The following is a 20,525-nucleotide window of genomic DNA, read 5'->3' as shown; positions in this document are numbered from 1 at the left end:
GTCGGTAACAAAGAAACAGTTAATCTTTCAAACCCTACACCCTACACCCTACACCCTTCACCCTTTTTACAATGAAAAAACTTGTATTTGCTACTAATAATCAACATAAAACAGAAGAAATACGTTCAGCGCTTGAAGGTAAATATGAGGTGCTGAATCTGGAAGATATTGGTTGTTTAGTTGATATTCCTGAAACTGCAGATACCTTTGAAGGAAATGCTACTTTAAAAAGCAGTTATGTAGTTGAACATTTTAATTTAGAATGTTTTGCCGACGATAGCGGTTTAGAGGTAGATGCTTTGAATAACGAACCAGGAGTTTATTCTGCCCGATATTCAGGAAGCAGGGATAGTTTAGAAAATATTCAATTGGTTTTAGCTAAACTTGAGGGGAACCCAAACAGAAAAGCAAGGTTTAAGACGGTAATCTCCTTAATGCAAGATGGTAAAAACCACATATTTGAAGGTTTAATTGAGGGAACCATCAGGACAGAAATATCAGGTTCGAAGGGCTTTGGTTATGATCCTATTTTTCAGCCGGATGGTTATGATATTACTTTTGCTGAAATGGATATGGCAGAGAAGAATAAAATCAGCCATAGGGCTATCGCACTTAAAAAGATGTTGGAATTTTTGAAAAGGGGGTGAGTTATAAAAATCTTTTTTTCTTTTTGCCACTTTGTCGATTGTCTATAAAGGTTACAATCTCTAAAGTGTTGTTTTTAGTTTAATTCGGTACACAACTGATATGTGCGGTATGATCACGCCTATGTGCGTATTCTTTGTTTTATAAGTTTTTCTTGAGATTAATGGTTCTTCAGATAGTGTTTCGAGATAACTAAAAACCCTTGTTATAAATTTTTTTACTTCTACTTCTGTCCAATTTTCTTTTAGATAATCAATGTTTTTTTGGAAAGTCTCACCAGCCTTTTTAGACCAAATAATATCTATTACACGCTAAATCTTTTTTTGCCTCTTCATGGCTAAAACTTTCGCCGCGATCGAGTTGATTTATGCCTTCCATAATGTCATTTTATTGGTTGCTATTCAATCCATCAAACCAATCAAAGTCTCTTGTAGTAATTAGTGATTTAATATCTCTAATTAGGCTTTCATCATTCGAATTAATGATCTGTTGAAGTACAATTAGTTTTTCTGATTGTAAATCCATAAATAAATTTAACCATTAATTTAGTGAATAGCAAAAACTACATTTTACCAACTACTTTTTTCACCTGAGCCGAATCTTTTTTCACTTGTATAGAATCCTTTTTGGGTAAAATGGGTTTAATGCCAAAATTGGTGGTATCTGCTGGTTTAGTTTGTGGCAATTTCTTATCCACATTTAAGCTATCTTTTCCCAATGTGATTTTTGGTTTAACCGCAGGTGCCGTTGTTGATGGTTTATTTGTGGGGGCTGTGGTTTTAGCACCAGCTACAGTTTTACCCGCAACTGCTTTTGCCTTTGCTTTGGGTTTCGGTTTCCCAGATGAGCCAATGGCATCTTTTTTTGATTTTGGGCGTTCGGTAGGTTTCCATGAAAATCCTTTTAGAACATGATCTTTTGCAATTGTATTTTCGGGATTTAAGGCCCCTTCTATTCCTTTAATATAAACAATTTCCTCAATCGCATTTTCCTTATCCTTAAAAATGAATTTTATCCTGCTACTCAGGGTTTGGTTCATTTCTTTGTACACCTTTGTACTATCATCCTGGGTATAATAAATACTTTCGGCGTTGCCATCTACATAGAGGTTCTTAAATTTTCCATCCTTAAAGAACCCAGTCATTAACCTTCCTTTTATCTGGTTAAACCTTAACGAATCTTTAGGTGTATTTACTAAAAATGCATTTCTAAATGCCTGTAAATTATTTAGTTTTTTATTCTTGAACTGAACAAATATGGTGTCGCCAACCTGTTGTGAGCCTTCCGACCAGATGATCGGATTACTGTAGCAACGTAGTGTAGAATCGGCACTGGTGTAAAACAGGCTGTCGGTTTTGGCCTGTATATTCGTTTTAAAAATCTTAACGCCGTGGTAAGCCTTAATGATACGGGTTTGAACTGTGTCAGCAGGGTTAAATTTAGCGGTATCAGGCTTTAATGCACCTGGTTTTAAGTTTCCCAGAACTTTTGTTAAACTATCTTTTGAGCCAGACTTTGTTATCTTTTTTTGCAGGCTATCGATTTTGGTTTTTGGAATGTCCTTCACAATCGAACCAGCTTTATCGACGATCTTTTTTTGTAAACTATCCGTTTTAAGTTTAGGCAGGTTTTTGATAATGGAATCGGCCTTGTACTTTAAAAGATTATTTTTCTGCAAACTATCGAGATTAAGCTTGGGCAGTCCTTTACCAAGTGAGTCTACTTTCGATTTTAAACTATCGATACTTTTATCCTTCAGGTTAAGCGGATCTTCTGCTCCCGCATCGCCTTTATTCTTTTTCTTCCTGTCAGCCCTGCTTATTTTTGCCGTATTTCGCTTATTTCTATCTTCTTTTGGTATACTTTGGCTTTCTGGTTTCTCCTTCGCTTCGGTCTTTTCTTTTTTCTCACCAGTATCTTCATCATCTTCGCCAACCTGATTATCGGCTTTAATTGAAATTTTAGGGATTAGCTTTAAGGTTTTTTGTAGCACCATCTGTGTTTCTAAAGTATCGGCACCCATCCATAAACTATCTGGCTTTTTTTTATTCTTCACCATTATGGAATCTTCCGTGCCTATGCCAAGATATGCGTTTCGGGTAACCAATGTCCTTTGATCCAGTTTATAGTAATAACCTAAATCGCCGAACATTTTCATTTTATCTTTTGTATCAGAGAAAACAATATTTTTTACGGCCTTGCCAATGCCTTTCTTCCCATAATAATACAAGCTATCACCTTTCAATGATCTTGTACCTTGTGTATAAAGATTTTTCTTTCCAAAAAAGGCGTCTTCTGTCATGGTATTATACTGACCATTTTCAGTGTATAGGTTGTCGTCTTTGCCTTTAATATTGGTAGGGCCATAAAAATAGGTCCATTTATCCTGAGTATTGTAACTCATCGTATCCGACTTTATGACCGATTGAGGCGTAACCACTACCACATCATATTTAAAGTAGGCTACGTTTCTTTCGCTAAAATAATAGCCGTTTTTACTTGTTAGCGTTACATCTTTGTTTACTATTTTACCACCACTGGTGTAAGTTCCTATTTTGGTAAGTGTGTTATAATCTAAAATATTTGTAGTTAATACAGAGGTTGGATCGATCATTTTCACATTTCCGGTTAAATGTGCATGTTTTTTATTCCCATCATACTCCAGTTGATCTGAATAAATATCTGTTGTAAGCTGGTTGATATGAACGTTTTTAAAAGCTTCGAAATAGTTCCGTTCGCTATAAAATACGGCGCTATCGCAGCTTAAAGTTGCATTGTCCTGTTGAAAAACAACAAAATTCAGATAGGTCGCTTTCTTTTTCATATCACCTGCGATGTGCTGATAAGAAATAATTTTAATCTTCGATGCAGGTTGCTGGCCGAATAAAAATACTGGACTGATTAGAAAGAATAAAAAGACAAATAGTTTTTGCACACTACAAAGTTAGTTTTTTGTTCCGAACGTTCGGAATACCAATTAAAATTAAATATTTTTGATGGATGTTACCCGTAAAACAATTTCAGGATTTTATTGAACAGCAACAGCTGTTTGTTCGGGCTAACAAGATCCTTTTGGCCGTAAGTGGGGGAAAAGATTCGGTATTAATGTTGCATTTGTTTAAAGCAATAGGCGTTGATATTGGTGTGGCACATTGTAATTTTAATTTACGGGCTGATGAGGCACAACGTGATGAAAGTTTTGTTGCGCTATTGGCTAAAAATTTAGGATTACCTTTTTATGTAACGCATTTTAACACCAAAAAATATGCGACCGAAAATAAAATTTCTACCCAGATGGCTGCGCGCGATCTGCGCTATAACTGGTTTGAAGAAATTAGGCGTAAAGAAGGTTACGATTATATAGCCCTGGCCCAACACCAGAACGATGCGGTAGAAACGGTAATCATTAACCTTACCCGCGGCACAGGCATAAGTGGATTGCATGGTATTTTACCTAAACGTGATTTACTGATCAGACCCTTATTATTTTTAAACCGACAGCAGATTGATGAAATCGTAAGGACTAATAACATCGATTTTGTAGAAGATAGCTCGAACGCAAGTACAAATTATATACGGAATAAAATCAGACTGCAGGTAGTGCCGCATCTGCAGGAAATTAACCCTAACCTCGAAAAAACATTTGCCGAAAATGTCTCACGCTTTGCTGAATTGGAGGCTTTTTTGAATATCCAGGTTCAGAAACTTGTAAATAAAATCTTAAATAAAAGGAATGATGGCATTTATATCCCTTTGGCGGAGGTTTCGAAATTAAATCCGCAAAAGCTCTTGCTTTACGAGTTACTTAAGCCTTTTAATTTTGGCGAAAGTGTAGTGCAGGAAATTTTAGACGGTTTAAGGGCTTTAAGTGGTACACACTTTTTTAGCTCCACGCATCAGGCCATTATTAATAGAAATGATCTGGTTATTGTTGAAAAAAATACATCGGTTACCGCTAATCAGTTTATCCACCCAACAACAGAAAAAATTGCTTTTGCTAATGATGAAATTTCGTTGAGGTTTACAGATGAAGTGAAATTCGAAATTAATTCGAATAAAGCGTTTGTAAACGCTGATAAATTAATTTTCCCTTTGGTGTTGAGGAATTGGCAAAATGGAGATAAATTTATTCCATTGGGTATGCGCAATCCCAAAAAAGTTAGCGATTATTTTATTGATGAGAAAGTTCCCCTACATTTGAAAAGCGTTACACCGATTTTGGTTAACGGAAATGGTGAAATTGTTTGGATTGCAGGTATGCGGCAGGATAACCGATATAAATTAACTACAGCAACAAAAAAAGTTGCTATATTCGAACTCAAAATTAAATAAGTGGAAAGCAAATACGCCTATATCGAAAAACAGTACATCGGCCGTGATTATGTCCGTATTTTCATTAGGCTTATTATGGCTGCGTTCTGTTTTGCAGCCTACGTTTATGAGCGCGATCGTGACAATACACAAGACTTGTTCCTCGTTGTAGGCTTCGGGATTATCGGTGTTTCTATGCTTTTGCTTTTCCTTATCCAGTACAAAATTGTGGTAGATAATGGCAGCATGATTTTGGATGGTCTTTGGACAACCAAACGTGTTAAGATTGATCTGAACAGTATTGTTGATGTTCGTAAAGCAACTTATAGCCGTTATTTTTTCAATAATCCGGTTTACAATCTGCATACAAAAGGTACGATCCGTTTTTATTCATCGGGTAAAGATGCGGTTGTTTTAACCGATCGTGATGGCTTGGAATATTTTATTGGTACCCAAAGGCCTAACGAACTTTTCCTTGTAATAAAAGAAGAAATGCGAAATCTCAAATAATAATTTGAGTGCAATAATTTTTTTCCAATCTCGTATAAAATCTCTACTCAATATCTCGTCTTTTTTATTGCAATAAGGCGACACGCATTATAGATTAAAATCGGGTACATTTGCGATAACAACAATACATGTACAATGAAGATAGGAATTGTTTGCTACCCCACTTTTGGCGGTAGTGGAGTAGTTGCAACAGAACTTGGTAAAGCACTTGCTAACGAGGGACATCAGGTTCACTTTATTACTTATAGTCAGCCCGCAAGGCTCGATTTCTTTTCTGCCAACCTGTTTTATCACGAGGTTTCGGTAAGAGATTATCCACTTTTTGATTATGCTCCTTACGAATCGGCTCTGGCCAGCAAACTGGTAGATGTTGTCCGTTTTGAACAATTGGATGTATTACACGTTCATTATGCCATTCCACATGCTTCTGCTGCTTTTATGGCCAAGCAGATTTTGGCAAGTTATGGTATCCACATCCCTGTGGTAACTACTTTGCACGGTACCGATATAACTTTGGTGGGTAAAGATCCAACCTACAAACCCGTGGTTACCTTTTCTATTAATCAAAGCGATGGTGTAACTACAGTGTCGGAGGATTTAAAAGAAGATACCTATAACCACTTCGAGATTACGAAAGAAATTAAGGTAATCCCAAATTTTATAGATTTTTCGCGTTTTAGTTTGCAGGCAAAAGGTCACTTCAAAAAAGCAATCGCGCCAAATAACGAAAGGATTTTAATCCACACCAGTAATTTCAGGAAAGTAAAACGTACTGCTGATGTAATTAGGATTTTCGAAAAAGTACAAGCGGTTATTCCGTCAAAACTCTTAATGGTAGGCGATGGGCCTGAGCGTGCTTACGATGAGCAGCTTTGCAGATCGTTGAATATTTGCGAAAATGTAAGGTTTTTAGGTAAGCAAGATGCAGTAGAAGAAATTTTGTCGGTTTCAGATCTTTTCTTAATGCCATCAGAATCTGAAAGCTTCGGTTTGGCTGCGTTAGAGGCAATGGCTTGTAAAGTGCCGGCAATTACTACAAATGCGGGTGGTTTGCCCGAACTGAACGTTGACGGATTTTGTGGCTACATGAGCAATGTTGGAGATGTAGATGCGATGGCAGCCCATGCTATTGAAATATTAAAAGATGATGAAACCCTGAACCGTTTCAAAGAAAATGCTTTTGCAAGGGCACAGGATTTTGACCTGAAAAAGATCCTGCCTGTTTATGTTAATTATTATAAGGAAGTAATCGAAAACTCATTACAGCCTAAATATTAACAAATTAAGTCTCACGTTATATTTAACCACAGATATAAGGATGCACACAGACTTATCATCTGTGTGCATCTGTTGTTAAAAACTTAAGTAAGATACAGAAGAACTCGTTAGTTGATGATTCATATTAGCAATATTTAATAAAAGTAAACTTTCTCAAAATCAAATGATTATAAATCGTATCTTTGCGGCTTGAAACGGTTTTGCAGATAAAGATTCCTAAAATCATTTCGACAAAATTAAAAAAGAGGTTATCCCAAATGAAGAAAATAGTTGATTACAGAAAGCTTTTGAGCGTAGATAAAAATGCTGAGTTAAAAGAGCTTAAATCTGTGTACCGTACATTGATGAAAGATTGTCACCCTGATAAATTTCAGCAGGAAGAAGAGAAATTAGATGCAGAAGCTAGAAGTAAAGAAATTATCGAAGCTTACCATTTCTTGGTAAGTATTGCGCCAGAAACACGCGAACAGAATATCGAAACGTACACGCAAACTACAACATTATCGAATATTCAGGATTTCGAATACAAGCAACAGGTTTTAAATATCCAGTTTTTTGATGGAAGTGCTTACGAATATTTCGATGTGCCAAAAGCCATCTATGTGAAATTGGTTAACGCCGATTCTCCAGGTCGTTTTGCCCGCAGACATATCTTTAATGAATTCCCTTATCGCAATATAGCCAGAGTTGCAGAACCGGCATAATAAGCGATAGTATAATATTTGAATGGCCCCAATGAAAATCGGGGCCATTTTGTTTTTACGGGTCGTCATACTGAACTTGTTTCAGTATCTATCATGCTAATTTTTATTAATAGACCCTGAAATGAATTCAGGGTGACGGATCGCGTTTAAGATTTCCGCCTGCTGAACTTGCTCAATATATTATATCGTGTTGTTAATAAACTGCAATATTCAATTACTTCGCTATTCAAAACTCAAATATTCAGACCACTTTAATTCCTTTGGCAATATTTTGTTGCTAAACTCTAAATGAATTACCCTTCTTTTTTTATTGTTGCTTGTTCTGCTCGAACTATGGAGCAGCAGTGGTTTCATAATCATCACACCACCTCTTTTTATGTTGCAACTTATTTCTTTTTCTATGTTCCAGTTTATGGTTTCGGGGCGGTAAATGCCTTTGCTGTGTGAATTGGCAATTACTTTTAATGCCCCGTTCTCCTCGGTGGTATCGTCGAGATGAATGCGGATGGTAAAATTATTTTTCGAGGATATTAAGTGGTGGTGGAACAGCAAACTGATTATGTTTATTCGTGTAAGGCCCAAAACCAGCTATTTCCACTTTCTGGTTAACTGAAATCGTTAAATCCTGATGATAGGAAACAAACCAATTTGAAGTCTCGGGTTTGTCGAAATAGATCGATTTGACAAGAAAATAATCTTCGCCAAAAACCTCTTTTACGATATGTTTGAGTTTGTGATTGAAAATAAGATGGATTGTTTCTGGAACTTCTTTTAAAAACTGACGTATGGCAAAAAGATCTTCCGATTTTCTAAAAGTTTCTTTTGTAGAATCTGTCCTGTTAATCGCTGCGAGAATATCTTCAACTTCCTGGTCTGTAAATACATTATCTAGCACCGAAAATCCTAATTCCTGAATTTCTCTTTCCTTAACCACTAAATCCATCACCTCAATTATTCAACATGGGCTTAAAGCGGTTGTCCTTATTCCTTAAGTCCAAGCCACCTTCGTAAACAGATTTTAGATTAACCAAATAAAAACTCCAACCGTTATGACAACCTAAGCGAATATTTCTTTTGGCATTGTCATCCAAGGGAATGTTTTTTTGGGTCAGCTCCACAATTACATATTCAAACTCTTCTCTGAGCTTAATATCGACCAAACATTCGCCTGCAAAAGTAAACTGAAGCTCATCTTTGCCATTGGCTTCGGTTATGCTTCCATTTTCAATATCATCATACAGATACCAGATCCATTTGTATCTGTCTCCTTTCAGTACGTTTTGCGTTTTGTTGAGTAATATGTTATTCTCGTCAGAAAATTCTGCCTCACTTAAAAACCATTTTTCGATTTCACTGGCTTTTGTCCAGGCATTGTACATGTCCTCAAGTTTTGCTTTAACAGCAATCTTGATGGTGAATTTGGTCCAATCGAAGTTTTCCATTGGCTTAATTTTAGGTGATTAATTAAAAACTAAACAAACTGGTGCGCCAACATCAATGCGTTTACCGCTATCGGTTAATTTGCCAGTAGTTTTATTCCGGTTAAAAATAACGATGTTGTTGGTGTATTGATGGCCGATCAATAGAAATTTTCCAGTCGGATCAATCGTGAAGTTTCTTGGTCCTTTGCCGAGTGTGCTTACTGTTTCGATAAATTTCAATTTTCCGGTCGGCAGAATGGAAAAGGCAGAAATGCTATTAGCATCACCACGGTTGGTTTCGTAAAGGAATTTTCCATCGGCTGAAACATGGATATCGGCACCATCAATTTTTCCAGTAAAATCTATCGGCGTAGTACCAATTTCCTGAATTTTGGTTAAACTTCCATTCGAATAGGCGAAAACCGTTATACTGCCATTAAATTCGTGCGCTAAATAGGCGGATTTTCCATTTGGACTAAAAGTGATGTGCCTGGGGCCAGTGCCTGCAGTGGTCTTAATTACGGACTTAACGGTTAATATTTTTTCTTTTGAGGTAGGGTTGTAGTTGTAAATATAAGTTTGATCTTCACCCAGATCATTAACAATTAAATATTTGTAATCTGGGGTAAATTTAACCATGTGTACATGTGCGCTTTCTTGCCTGCCCTTAGGATCGATGCTTTTTCCGGTATGTTTGATTGTTTGTAAAGCTTCTGTTAAGGCGCCATCAGCCTTGCGTGCGAATACCGCTAAACTGCCTCCGCTATAATTCGCAACAATAACATTTTTGGCATCAACGGTAATAAAACAAGGATCGGCACCGTGGCTGTCTACCTTATTTAAAAAAGTTAATGCACCAGTTGTTGCGTTGTATTTAAAAGCGCTGACTGTGCTGGTTGCTCCGGTTTCATTAACCACATAAATAAATTTCTGATCAGGAGAAACGGCCAGATAACTCGGGTTGGCCGTGTTTTTTGTGATGCTTTTTACCATTGTAGCTGCGGTTGAAGTATTAAAGTTGTAAGTATAGATTCCTTCGCTTTTTCCGGGTGCGGTATAGGTGCCAACAATGAGGTTGTAATTGGTTTTTTGCGCAAATGTTAGCGTTGATAATATAGAAAGTATAAATACTGAACTAATTTTTTTCATGAAAAACGAATATTGATTTTAACAAATATGGGAAAATTTTAATGTAAAAGATATAACTGTCATTCTGAATGCAGTGAAGAATCTGTTTTTGATTTGTGCAGACGGTTGATGAATGCATTGATGTTTTTTGTCGACAGAAGTTGGACATTAGGCTTCCATTGACTAAGGATTCTTCATTGCGTTCAGAATGTCAACCTCTGTTATATTCAACAAAAAAGGCAACCATTGGTTGCCTTTTTATATATTATTTTATCAGATGTTTAATCTGGATCAATTCATGATCTTCAAGATAGCGCCATCTACCACGAGGCAGATCTTTCTTAGTCAGATTACCATATACTACACGGTCTAATTTTTCTACATTGTAACCCAGGTGTTCGAAAATACGGCGAACAATTCTGTTTTTACCGCTATGGATCTGGATGCCGATTTCTTTTTTGGTTCCACCTGCAACGTAAGAAATGTTATCCGGTTTAATCAATCCGTCTTCCAGCTCTAAACCAAAAGCAATTTTGTTTAAATCGCCCTGTGATAAAGCTTTATCCAGCTCAATATTGTAAATTTTGGTGATACCGTTTTTAGGATGCGATAATTTATCTGCTAAATCACCATCGTTTGTCATCAGCAATAAGCCTGTTGTATTACGGTCTAAACGACCAACTGGGTAAATACGCTCACGGCTCGCTTTGTCAACCAATTGCATTACCGTACGGCGTTCTTGTGGATCGTCGGTAGTGGTGATGTAATCTTTTGGTTTGTTTAATAAAACGTAAACTTTTTTCTCGCGTTTCAATAGTTCGCCGTTATAACGTACCAAATCTTTCGCTGGATCAACTTTATGCCCTAATTCGGTAATTGCTTCTCCGTTTACGGTAATAATGCCGGCAGCAATCAGCTCATCAGCCTTACGGCGGGAGCAGATACCTGCATTTGAAATATACCTGTTAAGGCGAATTAAGCCTTTCTCTTCATTTGTTTTGCGGCCTTGGGCAATTACAGTTCGCTCTGGGCGGTTAAATTCTGTATCTCTTGGCTGTGCATCCTCGCGTTTTCTAAACGGACGGGTATCGCCTTCCTTCGGTTCTCTAGGCTTTACATCTCTTGAACTTCCAGCACTTGGCTTGAAATCATCAGATTTGCCTCTTGATTTGTAATCTTTATAGCCACCTTCTCTCGGTTTGAAATCTCTTGTTCCGCCATCTTTCGACTTGAAATCACGGTCGCCTGTTCTTGGTTTGTAGTCTCTTGATCCGCCTTCTCTAGGTTTAAAGTCACGGTCGCCTGTTCTTGGTTTGTAGTCTCTTGATCCGCCTTCTCTAGGTTTAAAGTCACGTTCGCCAGTTCTCGGTTTAAAATCTCTCGAATCTCCATCCTTAGATTTGAAATCGCGGTCTCCTGTTCTTGGCTTATAATCTCTCGATCCACCTTCTCTTGGTTTAAAATCTCTGTCTCCAGTTCTAGGTTTGTAATCTCTCGATCCACCTTCTCTAGGTTTGAAGCTGCGGTCTTCTGATTTTGAGTTGTTATCTTTTGATTTAAACTCGCGGTCTCCAAATTTAAAACCTGTTGATTCTCCGTCTTTCGATTTAAAATTACGGTCTCCTGTTCTTGGTCTGAAGTCTTTTTTGTCTCCGAAAGATTTTGATTTGAAATCTTTACCCTCTGAGCTTCTAGATTTGAAGCCATCTTTTGAATCGGATGATTTTTTGAATTTGCTGTCTTTGTCGTCTGATCTTCTTCTGTCAGACCCGGCCGAACTACTTCTGCCTTCTGTTTTCCGACTGCCTGGTTTGGACTTGTCATCCCGACTGTTCCTGTTGTTTTTATTTATCATGATACGCTTTTAACCACATTAAAAATGTGGGTTGCAAATTTATGAAAAATTGATGAACATAACAATTTTAAGAGCGGAAAAATTAGATAAAAAAATAGCCTCTAAAATAGGAAAACTTGGCTGAAAATCAAAATTTAAAATCCACGTTTAAAGCGCTTTAGGGGCCGATTTTAAGAGGTTTTTTCGTAACTATTTGATAATGTGATCATTATTTTTTACCTTTGCCAACGTTTTTATATAAGTTCACCAAAAAAAGGAGGAAAATGTTAAAGAAACACATCGTACCATTTGCGGTAGTGGCGACACTATTTATCTTGGCAAAAGTGTTCGCTTACCAAATGCCCTTAGCACAAAAAAGTCTTTTAAAAGAAGAAAAATTAAACACTACAATACCCAAATCTGATAGCCTGGAAGTTGAAAGTGCGGAAAAGCCGCTATCTTTAATGGCACAGTTAAATTTTGCGGAAGAAACCCTGCCGTTAGGCGATAAAAAGGTAGAGCGCAAAATGAAAAAAATCCTTGCAGCACACAGTTACGGAAACACACAAACCAATAAATTGCATGCAAAAGCAGCAAAATGGTTTCCTGTAATTGAACCAATTCTCGCTGCGTACGGAATTCCAAACGATTTTAAGTATTTGGCTTTGGTCGAATCTGGAATGGCGGAAGGAGTTTCTCCAAAAGGTGCAGCTGGAATCTGGCAGTTTATGCCCGGCACAGCCCGTAGCTATGGATTAAGAGTAAACGGAAATGTTGATGAACGCTACAATCTGCGTAAATCTACCATCGCTGCCTGTAAATACATTAAAGAAATGTATAAAGGCTTAGAAAGCTGGACATTGGTAGCTGCGGCTTACAATGTTGGCGACGGACGCCTGCGCAAGCAGATCAATAATCAAAATCAAGATAATTACTACAAAATGAAGCTGAACCGCGAAACCGGAGGCTATGTTTATAAAGTGATTTCTATGAAACAGATTATGGAGCACCCGAAACGTTACGGTTACGAAAAACCGAGAGTATTATTGGCCTACAACGCCGAATAATATAATTAAGATAAAGACAAGCATTTGGTAAGGCGTCCCGGTTTTAAATCGGGACGTTTTTTTTTGAAAGTGATTACACAGATTTGTTTTTCCTAATCACTTTTCCCTTCGCCACGGAGGCGCAGATTAACACCGAATTATTTTCTGCGTTATGCGAACTAATGAACTAATGGCGAATGAACCAATAAACATTCAGCCGGGGAAGCACGGATTAACACGGAATATTTTACATATAAGAAATAGAAGGTCATTTAAGCGCACATGTGTCTAAATACATTGGTTATTATCATATGGTTTTCATTATTATCAAACACAAACTTGTCTGACCAGTGTTTTTCCTAAACCCTAAACCCTAAACCCTAAACCCTAAACCCTAAACCTACATCATGCCAACTAATGACCAATGAACGATTGAACTAATAAATCAATTTCCTTTCTTTGTGTTATGTTCAAACTGCGCATCAATAAAATTATAAATCAACCTGGCGATAACATTACTTTTCAATTTGAGGAAGTAGATCAATCATACCCAAAGTATTTAGCCGGTCAGTTTATTTCGTTGGTTTTTCAGGGGAAACATAAGGAGATAAGAAGGTCGTATTCTTTTAATAGCTCGCCAGACGTGGATGAGCCTTTGTCCATTACAGTGAAAAGGGTAGAAAATGGAGAGATTTCGAGATTTTTACACCATAAAACCTCAGTAAATGATATTCTTTTGGCTCAAGAGCCTCAAGGGATGTTCAGTTATTTGCCAGAAGAAAACCTGGAACGTGATCTTTTTCTGTTTGCTGCAGGGGTGGGGATTACGCCATTATTCTCGATTTTGAAAACGGCATTGGTGCGCGAGAAAAAATCTTTGGTTACCCTGGTGTACAGCAACCGATCAATGGAGGATGCATTATTTTATGATGAGCTGAATGAATGGCAAAAGAAATATCCGGATAGATTAAAGATTGTTTGGGTTTTTAGCAATAGCAAAAACCTAATGACGGCCCGCTTAAACAAATTTTATATCGAAAAACTACTCAAAGAACATTTGCATTTTGATCGCAATGATGCGCTGTTTTACAGCTGTGGTCCGATAATTTATATGGACTTATGCCGGATCACCCTGCTGGGTATGGGTTTCGATATCAAACAGATTAAAAGAGAAACTTTTGTGTTGCCAGAAGATGAGGTGGATGAGGATGATGGTTCGGCAGAAAAGGTGGTCGATAAAAACACTTACTCGGTAATTTTAAATTTTAGAGGGGAAACTTATAACCTCGAAGTACCTTGGCCAAAAAGAATTTTAGATGTTGCGTTGGAAAATAAGATCAAACTTCCGTATAGCTGTCGTGGAGGAGTGTGCAGTACTTGCGTAGCCAATTGCACCAAAGGTGGCGTAAGAATGGATTATAATGAAGTGCTTACCGATGATGAATTGGATAGAGGCAGGGTTTTGGTTTGTACCGGACATCCGACAGAGAATGGAACAACGATAGAGTGGTAGGTTAGTTCATTAGCCATTGGTTCATTGGCTAGCATGGTGCTCACAGTTGCATCGTCATCTCGAGCGGAGAGCAGCGAAGTCGAGAGATCTTTTAAAGATGTTTATTAGCTTGCCTGGGGTGAGGGGCTTAAAAACTTTAAAGTTCTCTAAAAATACAAACAGTTACTTCATTCTCAGCGTTTATCTGATATGATGAATTTTTTTTGCGCTTTTAATCTGTCTCCTCCGTTTACCTTTGATTTTCTTAGAAATATAAGTCGACATTATGACAATTAATCCTTAATCAAGATTGCATTAGACTTTCATTTTGATAAAATTTTTAGCATTTTTGCGGATTGAAATTTTGTCTTTTTAAAGGCTCAATTTTGCCTCCAACTTTTAATAAAATATGAGCAATAAATCTATCGACCTCGGCGAGCAAAAAGATGTAGAAGTATATGGTGCGAGGGTACATAATTTAAAGAATATAGATGTCAGTTTTCCACGCAACCAACTTGTTGTAATAACAGGGTTAAGCGGAAGCGGTAAATCTTCGTTGGCTTTTGATACCATTTATGCGGAAGGACAGCGCCGTTATATGGAGACATTCAGTGCCTATAGCCGCCAGTTTATGGGAGGGATGGAGCGCCCTGATGTAGATAAGGTTTCGGGATTGAGCCCGGTTATCGCCATTGAGCAAAAAACGACCAGCAAAAACCCACGCTCTACTGTAGGTACCATTACCGAGATCTACGATTTTATGCGTTTGCTTTATGCACGTGTTGCTGATGCCTATTCTTACAATACTGGCGAGAAGATGGAGCGCATGAGTGAAGACCAGATCCTGCAGAATATCTTTAATAAATTTGATGGGGTAGCCGTAAATATTCTTGCGCCTGTTGTGAAAGGTAGAAAAGGGCATTACCGCGAACTTTTCGAGCAGATCCGTAAACAAGGGTATGTAAAGGTCCGCGTGGATGGAGAAATAAAGGATATTTCTGCTAAAATGCAGGTAGATCGTTATAAAATACACGATATCGAAGTGGTGATAGACCGTTTGATTATTGATGTGAAAGATAAAAAACGCCTGCTCGATTCGTTGCAGATTGCGATGAAGATGGGTAAGGGCGTTATAAAAATTAGCGATAAGGATAACAACGTTGCGCATTTTAGTAAGTTTTTAATGTGCCCAACCACAGGTATTTCTTACGATGAGCCCCAACCGAACAGTTTTTCGTTCAACTCACCTTATGGCGCCTGCGAACGTTGTGACGGTTTGGGTTATATCTTCGTGGTGGATAAAGAATCGGTGATTCCAAACCCGAAGCTGAGTGTTTTAAACGGTGGTTTGGCTCCATTAGGCGAATATCGTGATATCTGGATGTTCCAGGTATTAAAAGCATTAGCCAAAAAATATAGTTTCTCACTTTCAACCCCGATCGAAAAGTTAAGCGATGAAGTAATAAACATCATCTTAAACGGTACGCCCGATCTGATCAAGGTTGAGGTAGAATATAATAAATGGAACGTTCAAAATTATAATATCACTTTTGATGGTATTATTAAAATGCTCGAAGAACAGAACGAAAAGCGCGGTGAGGCTGCCGTTGATGATATGGAAACTTTCCGTAAACTGAAAACCTGTCCGGAGTGCCATGGTGCCCGTTTAAAAAAAGAAAGTTTACACTTTAAAGTTGATGGCAAAAATATTTTCGAACTGTCATCAATGGATATTTTCAACCTGAACATCTGGTTCGAAAAAGTAGATGAACGTCTTAGCGACCGTCAGAATATTATTGCAAAGGAAATTTTAAAAGAGATTAAAGCCAGGATCGGTTTCTTAACTGATGTTGGTTTAACCTATTTAACTTTAGATCGTACAGCCCGTACACTTTCTGGTGGCGAGGCACAACGGATCCGTTTGGCTACGCAGATCGGTTCGCAATTGATGAATGTAATGTACATCCTCGATGAGCCAAGTATTGGGCTGCACCAACGTGATAACGAGCGTTTGATTAATGCGCTTAAAAATCTCCGTGATTTAGGAAACACCGTTTTGGTGGTAGAGCATGATAAGGATATGATTTTGGAAGCCGATTGGGTAATTGATGTTGGCCCGGGAGCAGGGATTCATGGTGGAACAGTAGTTGCTGAAGGAACTGCCGCACAGATCCTAAAGTCGAATACCTTAACTGCTGATTATCTGAACGGCAAAAAGAAAATTGAAACGCCAAAAGTCCGCAGAAAAGGTAATGGACATAAGCTATCTATTGTTAAAGCTACCGGCCATAACTTAAAAGAAGTTTCGGTAGATTTTCCTTTGGGTAAATTTATTGCCGTAACCGGAGTTTCGGGCAGTGGTAAATCGAGTTTGATTACCGAAACTTTATACCCTATTTTAAATCACCATTTCTTCAGAGCAAAAAAACAGCCTTTGCCTTACGAGAAAATTAACGGGTTAAAAGAAATTGATAAGGTGATTGAAATCGATCAGGCGCCTATCGGAAGAACGCCCCGTTCTAATCCATCTACTTATACTGGAGTGTTTTCTGATATCAGAAATCTGTTTGTACAGTTGCCTGAGGCAAAAATCCGTGGCTACAAGCCCGGTCGTTTCTCTTTTAACGTAAAAGGCGGCCGTTGCGAAACCTGTCAGGGCGCTGGTTTAAAGGTGATTGAAATGAATTTCTTGCCTGATGTACAAGTGCCTTGTGAAGAATGTGGTGGAAAAAGATATAACAGAGAAACCTTGGAAGTTCGTTTCCGGGGAAAATCGATCAGTGATGTGCTGGATATGAGTATCGAAGATGCTTGTAATTTCTTCGAAAATATCCCGATCATCTATAGGAAGATCAAGACATTGAAAGATGTTGGTTTAGGTTATATCACTTTAGGTCAATCGTCGGTTACTTTATCAGGTGGCGAGGCGCAGCGTGTTAAGCTGGCTACCGAACTTTCTAAAAAAGATACTGGGAAAACCTTCTATATTTTAGATGAGCCTACTACTGGATTGCACTTTGAAGATATTAACGTGCTTTTAGGCGTATTGCAAGAGTTGGTTGATAAAGGAAATACGATTTTAGTAATTGAACACAATTTAGATGTGGTTAAAGTGGCCGATTGGGTGATCGATTTAGGTGAAGAAGGCGGCGCTGGTGGTGGAAGGATTTTATTCGAAGGTACGCCAGAAGGTTTGATCCAGAATCCGATCAGTTTAACCGGAAAGTTTTTGAAAAAGGAAATGGCTTTGGAGGCTGAGGTCAATAGTTTGAAACCTGAGGTCAAAGTGTCTAAGAAGAAGAAATAGCCTGAGGATTGAGGTTCAACCATCGTTCGTCACCCTGAACTTGTTTCAGGGTCTTTATGTACAAATAAATTTGTCATCCTGAGCCTGTCGAAGGACTTACTTAAATTTATATTAAGGCGTTTCGACAAGCTCTCCGTAGGAGTCCTTTGGACAACGTGACAAAATCGAGGCGTGATTTATAACGAACACTTTAAATATCCCATATTACATTTTATAAACATGCTTTTTACCGATACCCATACCCATTTATATTACGAGCAGGATGCTGAAAAACAAGCGCAGTTAATGGATCGCTGTTTTGAGAACAACGTTAACCGTTTGTTTCTGCCTAATGTTGATGTAAAATCAATTGCCATGATTGATGATCTTGTGGAGAAATATCCGACAAACTGTTTTGCGATGGCAGGTCTGCATCCCTGTGATGTTAAAGAAGATTATCTAGCTCAATTGAACGAAATCTACAATAGCATTTCCGGGCGGAAAATTTATGCCATTGGTGAGATCGGGATCGATCTTTATTGGGACAAAACTACCTTGGCCATTCAGCAAGATGCTTTTCGCAAACAGATTGGTTGGGCAAAAGATTTGGGTTTGCCGATCGTGATCCATTGTCGCGAGGCTTTTGACGAAGTTTTCGAACTTCTGGAAAGTGAAAGGGACGAAAAACTGCGTGGTATTTTTCATTGCTTCACTGGTAATGTAGCACAAGCTGAACAAGCCATCGACTTAAATTTCTATTTAGGTATTGGTGGTGTGGTTACTTATAAAAAAGCTGGATTAGATCTTGTATTGTCAGAGATTCCTTTAGCTAACTTAGTTTTAGAGACAGATTCGCCTTATTTGGCACCAGTTCCTTTCCGCGGAAAACCCAATGAAAGTAGTTATTTGATTTATGTTGCCCAAAAACTGGCCGATATTTATGGCGTTTCTGTTGAAGAAATTGCAGATGTTACCACAGAGAATTCGAAGAAAATTTTCGGGATTTAGGATTGAGCTCGGAGTCCTCAGTCTGAAGTCATTAGTGGGGTTTAAGTCGGTCGTCATTTCGACTGAAGTGCAACGTAATGGAGAAATCTGTTTCACAGGATTCAGTAATTTTTGATACTACTTTATATTAGCTTAATTATTAATTTGATAATTATTTACTGATTTGGTTATTTGATCGGTAATTTAAGTACTGTTATAGCTCTTTTTGTTGCTAATTTAAAAATATCGTCCAATCATTTGTAATTTTTTAGTTTCTTTGCGGTGAGCAACCTTCACCCAACCAAATGACTAAAATACTTATAATTTATACCGGTGGTACCATCGGTATGGTTAACGATCCTACAAATGGAATGTTAATCCCATTTGATTTTCAGCAGATAAAAGAAAACGTTCCTGAATTAAGCCGTTTAGATTACGATTTAGATGTGCATTCCTTTAATCCGGTATTGGATTCATCCAATATGGATCCTGAAATATGGAAAACATTAGCTGAGCTTGTTTATCATAAATACGATCAGTACGATGGTTTTGTTATTCTCCACGGATCTGATACAATGGCTTTTACCGCATCGGCATTGAGCTTTATGCTCGAAAATCTATCTAAGCCTGTTGTTTTAACAGGTTCGCAATTGCCTATTGGCGAAATCAGGACTGATGCCAAAGAGAATTTAATTACTGCTCTAGAGATTGCAGCGACTAAAGAAGATGGAAAAGCACTTTTTCCAGAGGTTTGTATATATTTTGATGCACAATTGTTTAGGGGCAACCGCTCTATAAAATATAACAGCGAAAAGTTCGAGGCTTTCCGTTCGCCAAATTACCCGATACTTGCTGAAGCTGGCGTTCACTTGCAATTTTACAGAAACTATATCCTAAAAGCTACTGAAGGAGAATTAAAATTACACACCAATTTTAATTCTAACATCGGGGTGCTGAAATTATACCCTGGAATAACTCCGCAGGCGGTTCAGGCAATAACAGATTCTAAGGTAGATGCCATTATTTTAGAGACTTTTGGCTCAGGCAATACCACAACTGCACAATGGTTTTTAGATAGTTTGCGTCAGGCCATTTTGAATGGAAAGATAATTATCGATATCTCTCAATGTAAAAAAGGGTCGGTTCAACTTGGTCGCTATGAAACGAGTAGAGAGTTGCTGAAAATGGGCATTTTAAGTGGTTACGATTTAACTTTCGAAGCCACAGTAACCAAATTAATGTTCGTTATGGGCTTAGGTTTGTCAATAGAAGAAAGCCGGAAGTTAATGGAAGAGTCGCTAAGAGGCGAGCTAACTAAAGATTAGTGTTAGTCGGGATTTGCAATTCCATCTACAGAACTAAGGACTTGTAATCCTTTAAGGCTAATAAGGTCAAGATTGCAGATCTCGACCAACGAAGTTTCAAAAACCTGCTTGCTTTATTTAAAACCGTGGGTTTTGCGTTAGGGATTGGAAGGGTTTAGTACCGATCCTTCATCGGTACCAGAGCGAAGCGCAGCCCTGAAAAGCCCGACCCTTTCCCGATTCATCGCATTAGCGTCAAGTTAAGCTGAAAATAGTTGGCTTAAATTAATTCTGTGGTTTCTTTTTTCATATTTACAGTACTTATCTATAATATCTCTGAACTGTTTTCTACCTGTAGCGATTACCTCTTTCATGTTCAATACAAAGAACTTTACACATTTGATCAAGCTAACGGAGCCTTTGGCATATCTGACAACTGGCAAGAATATTTTTTGCATAAACAGGCATATAAACATCAACAGGAGGTATATATTCGTGCTAATCCGTTTTTCATTGGTACAACCATTATGTAGCAACTGCTGTAGGTGGAAGCCACTTTTCCAGGACTTGAATACAATC

19 protein-coding genes are annotated in these 20,525 nt (G+C 37.9%); 10 read left to right on the top strand and 9 right to left on the bottom strand.

Annotated features, from left to right (window positions below; genetic code table 11):
* Positions 1 to 71 precede the first annotated feature (71 nt).
* Positions 72 to 647, top strand: coding sequence for a non-canonical purine NTP diphosphatase (locus EYS08_RS00080; RefSeq protein WP_131027847.1), 576 nt, complete (start codon positions 72 to 74; stop codon positions 645 to 647).
* Between the two features lie 60 nt (positions 648 to 707).
* On the opposite strand, the gene EYS08_RS26555 is transcribed toward EYS08_RS00080, so the two are convergent.
* The 3 genes from EYS08_RS26555 to EYS08_RS00070 form a co-directional block, all read right to left on the bottom strand.
* Entirely contained in the window at positions 708 to 941 is a 234-nt protein-coding gene (locus EYS08_RS26555) for a type II toxin-antitoxin system RelE/ParE family toxin (protein ID WP_394343099.1), read from the bottom strand.
* A gap of 91 nt (positions 942 to 1,032) precedes the next feature.
* Positions 1,033 to 1,170, bottom strand: a complete 138-nt coding sequence (locus EYS08_RS25600; RefSeq protein ID WP_165456330.1) for a hypothetical protein — start codon at positions 1,168 to 1,170, stop codon at positions 1,033 to 1,035.
* A gap of 37 nt (positions 1,171 to 1,207) precedes the next feature.
* Positions 1,208 to 3,580: an OstA-like protein gene (locus EYS08_RS00070; protein ID WP_131027846.1), complete on the bottom strand. Its 2,373-nt coding sequence runs from the start codon at positions 3,578 to 3,580 to the stop codon at positions 1,208 to 1,210.
* Between the two features lie 65 nt (positions 3,581 to 3,645).
* Between EYS08_RS00070 and tilS the strand changes: the two genes are divergently transcribed.
* The 4 genes from tilS (at position 3,646) to EYS08_RS00050 (ending at position 7,448) form a co-directional block, all read left to right on the top strand.
* A complete protein-coding gene (gene tilS, locus EYS08_RS00065; RefSeq protein WP_131027845.1) occupies positions 3,646 to 4,977 on the top strand; it encodes a tRNA lysidine(34) synthetase TilS in 1,332 nt (443 codons plus the stop codon).
* A complete protein-coding gene (locus EYS08_RS00060) occupies positions 4,978 to 5,466 on the top strand; it encodes a hypothetical protein (protein WP_029282618.1) in 489 nt (162 codons plus the stop codon).
* Positions 5,467 to 5,601: 135 nt separating this feature from the next.
* Complete coding sequence (bshA, locus tag EYS08_RS00055) at positions 5,602 to 6,744, top strand: N-acetyl-alpha-D-glucosaminyl L-malate synthase BshA (RefSeq protein WP_131027844.1); 1,143 nt, start codon at positions 5,602 to 5,604, stop codon at positions 6,742 to 6,744.
* 257 nt (positions 6,745 to 7,001) lie between these two features.
* Positions 7,002 to 7,448, top strand: a complete 447-nt coding sequence (locus EYS08_RS00050) for a KTSC domain-containing protein (protein ID WP_131027843.1) — start codon at positions 7,002 to 7,004, stop codon at positions 7,446 to 7,448.
* 222 nt (positions 7,449 to 7,670) lie between these two features.
* Here EYS08_RS00050 and EYS08_RS26430 read toward each other — a convergent pair whose 3' ends face one another.
* From EYS08_RS26430 to EYS08_RS00030, 5 genes are all read right to left on the bottom strand, one after another.
* The gene (locus EYS08_RS26430) at positions 7,671 to 8,000 is read right to left on the bottom strand and encodes a phytanoyl-CoA dioxygenase family protein (protein WP_262711698.1); all 330 of its coding nucleotides are present in this window, start codon (positions 7,998 to 8,000) and stop codon (positions 7,671 to 7,673) included.
* Positions 7,963 to 8,391 carry a phytanoyl-CoA dioxygenase family protein gene (locus EYS08_RS26425; protein WP_262711697.1) on the bottom strand — a complete coding sequence of 143 codons (429 nt, stop codon included), beginning with the start codon at positions 8,389 to 8,391 and terminating at the stop codon, positions 7,963 to 7,965. The genes EYS08_RS26430 and EYS08_RS26425 overlap by 38 nt, the downstream gene beginning before the upstream one ends.
* 4 nt (positions 8,392 to 8,395) lie before the next feature.
* Complete coding sequence (locus tag EYS08_RS00040) at positions 8,396 to 8,890, bottom strand: SRPBCC family protein (protein WP_131027842.1); 495 nt, start codon at positions 8,888 to 8,890, stop codon at positions 8,396 to 8,398.
* An 18-nt stretch (positions 8,891 to 8,908) separates the two neighbouring features.
* On the bottom strand, positions 8,909 to 10,018 hold the full coding sequence (locus EYS08_RS00035; protein WP_131027841.1) for a lactonase family protein: 1,110 nt from the start codon (positions 10,016 to 10,018) through the stop codon (positions 8,909 to 8,911).
* A gap of 244 nt (positions 10,019 to 10,262) precedes the next feature.
* Positions 10,263 to 11,852 carry a pseudouridine synthase gene (locus tag EYS08_RS00030; protein ID WP_131027840.1) on the bottom strand — a complete coding sequence of 530 codons (1,590 nt, stop codon included), beginning with the start codon at positions 11,850 to 11,852 and terminating at the stop codon, positions 10,263 to 10,265.
* A 263-nt stretch (positions 11,853 to 12,115) separates the two neighbouring features.
* Here EYS08_RS00030 and EYS08_RS00025 point away from each other — a divergent pair, with 263 nt between their 5' ends.
* From EYS08_RS00025 to EYS08_RS00005, 5 genes are all read left to right on the top strand, one after another.
* On the top strand, positions 12,116 to 12,898 hold the full coding sequence (locus EYS08_RS00025; protein ID WP_131027839.1) for a lytic transglycosylase domain-containing protein: 783 nt from the start codon (positions 12,116 to 12,118) through the stop codon (positions 12,896 to 12,898).
* A gap of 445 nt (positions 12,899 to 13,343) precedes the next feature.
* Entirely contained in the window at positions 13,344 to 14,390 is a 1,047-nt protein-coding gene (locus EYS08_RS00020) for a ferredoxin--NADP reductase (RefSeq protein WP_131027838.1), read from the top strand.
* 388 nt (positions 14,391 to 14,778) lie between these two features.
* Positions 14,779 to 17,676 (top strand): excinuclease ABC subunit UvrA, encoded by a 2,898-nt coding sequence (gene uvrA, locus EYS08_RS00015; protein WP_131027837.1) that lies wholly within the window; start codon positions 14,779 to 14,781, stop codon positions 17,674 to 17,676.
* A 219-nt stretch (positions 17,677 to 17,895) separates the two neighbouring features.
* A complete protein-coding gene (locus tag EYS08_RS00010; RefSeq protein ID WP_131027836.1) occupies positions 17,896 to 18,663 on the top strand; it encodes a TatD family hydrolase in 768 nt (255 codons plus the stop codon).
* 284 nt (positions 18,664 to 18,947) lie between these two features.
* Positions 18,948 to 19,967, top strand: a complete 1,020-nt coding sequence (locus EYS08_RS00005) for an asparaginase (RefSeq protein ID WP_131027835.1) — start codon at positions 18,948 to 18,950, stop codon at positions 19,965 to 19,967.
* A gap of 239 nt (positions 19,968 to 20,206) precedes the next feature.
* Here the strand turns inward: EYS08_RS00005 and EYS08_RS25970 are convergent.
* The coding region (locus tag EYS08_RS25970) for a hypothetical protein (protein WP_208745757.1) at positions 20,207 to 20,525 on the bottom strand (319 nt) is incomplete at its 5' end.

Source organism: Pedobacter kyonggii (assembly GCF_004310665.1).
GTDB lineage: Bacteria > Bacteroidota > Bacteroidia > Sphingobacteriales > Sphingobacteriaceae > Pedobacter > Pedobacter kyonggii.
This window is presented reverse-complemented; position numbering and strand designations above follow the sequence as displayed.

Excerpts from the sequence above, each read along its gene's own strand:
- EYS08_RS00080 (WP_131027847.1), top strand. The coding sequence starts at position 72 with ATGAAAAAACTTGTATTTGCTACTAATAATCAACATAAAACAGAAGAA.
- EYS08_RS25600 (WP_165456330.1), bottom strand. The coding sequence starts at position 1,170 with ATGGATTTACAATCAGAAAAACTAATTGTACTTCAACAGATCATTAAT.
- tilS (WP_131027845.1), top strand. The coding sequence starts at position 3,646 with ATGTTACCCGTAAAACAATTTCAGGATTTTATTGAACAGCAACAGCTG.
- bshA (WP_131027844.1), top strand. The coding sequence starts at position 5,602 with ATGAAGATAGGAATTGTTTGCTACCCCACTTTTGGCGGTAGTGGAGTA.
- EYS08_RS00050 (WP_131027843.1), top strand. The coding sequence starts at position 7,002 with ATGAAGAAAATAGTTGATTACAGAAAGCTTTTGAGCGTAGATAAAAAT.
- EYS08_RS26425 (WP_262711697.1), bottom strand. The coding sequence starts at position 8,391 with ATGGATTTAGTGGTTAAGGAAAGAGAAATTCAGGAATTAGGATTTTCG.
- EYS08_RS00040 (WP_131027842.1), bottom strand. The coding sequence starts at position 8,890 with ATGGAAAACTTCGATTGGACCAAATTCACCATCAAGATTGCTGTTAAA.
- EYS08_RS00035 (WP_131027841.1), bottom strand. The coding sequence starts at position 10,018 with ATGAAAAAAATTAGTTCAGTATTTATACTTTCTATATTATCAACGCTA.
- EYS08_RS00030 (WP_131027840.1), bottom strand. The coding sequence starts at position 11,852 with ATGATAAATAAAAACAACAGGAACAGTCGGGATGACAAGTCCAAACCA.
- EYS08_RS00025 (WP_131027839.1), top strand. The coding sequence starts at position 12,116 with ATGTTAAAGAAACACATCGTACCATTTGCGGTAGTGGCGACACTATTT.
- EYS08_RS00020 (WP_131027838.1), top strand. The coding sequence starts at position 13,344 with ATGTTCAAACTGCGCATCAATAAAATTATAAATCAACCTGGCGATAAC.
- uvrA (WP_131027837.1), top strand. The coding sequence starts at position 14,779 with ATGAGCAATAAATCTATCGACCTCGGCGAGCAAAAAGATGTAGAAGTA.
- EYS08_RS00010 (WP_131027836.1), top strand. The coding sequence starts at position 17,896 with ATGCTTTTTACCGATACCCATACCCATTTATATTACGAGCAGGATGCT.
- EYS08_RS00005 (WP_131027835.1), top strand. The coding sequence starts at position 18,948 with ATGACTAAAATACTTATAATTTATACCGGTGGTACCATCGGTATGGTT.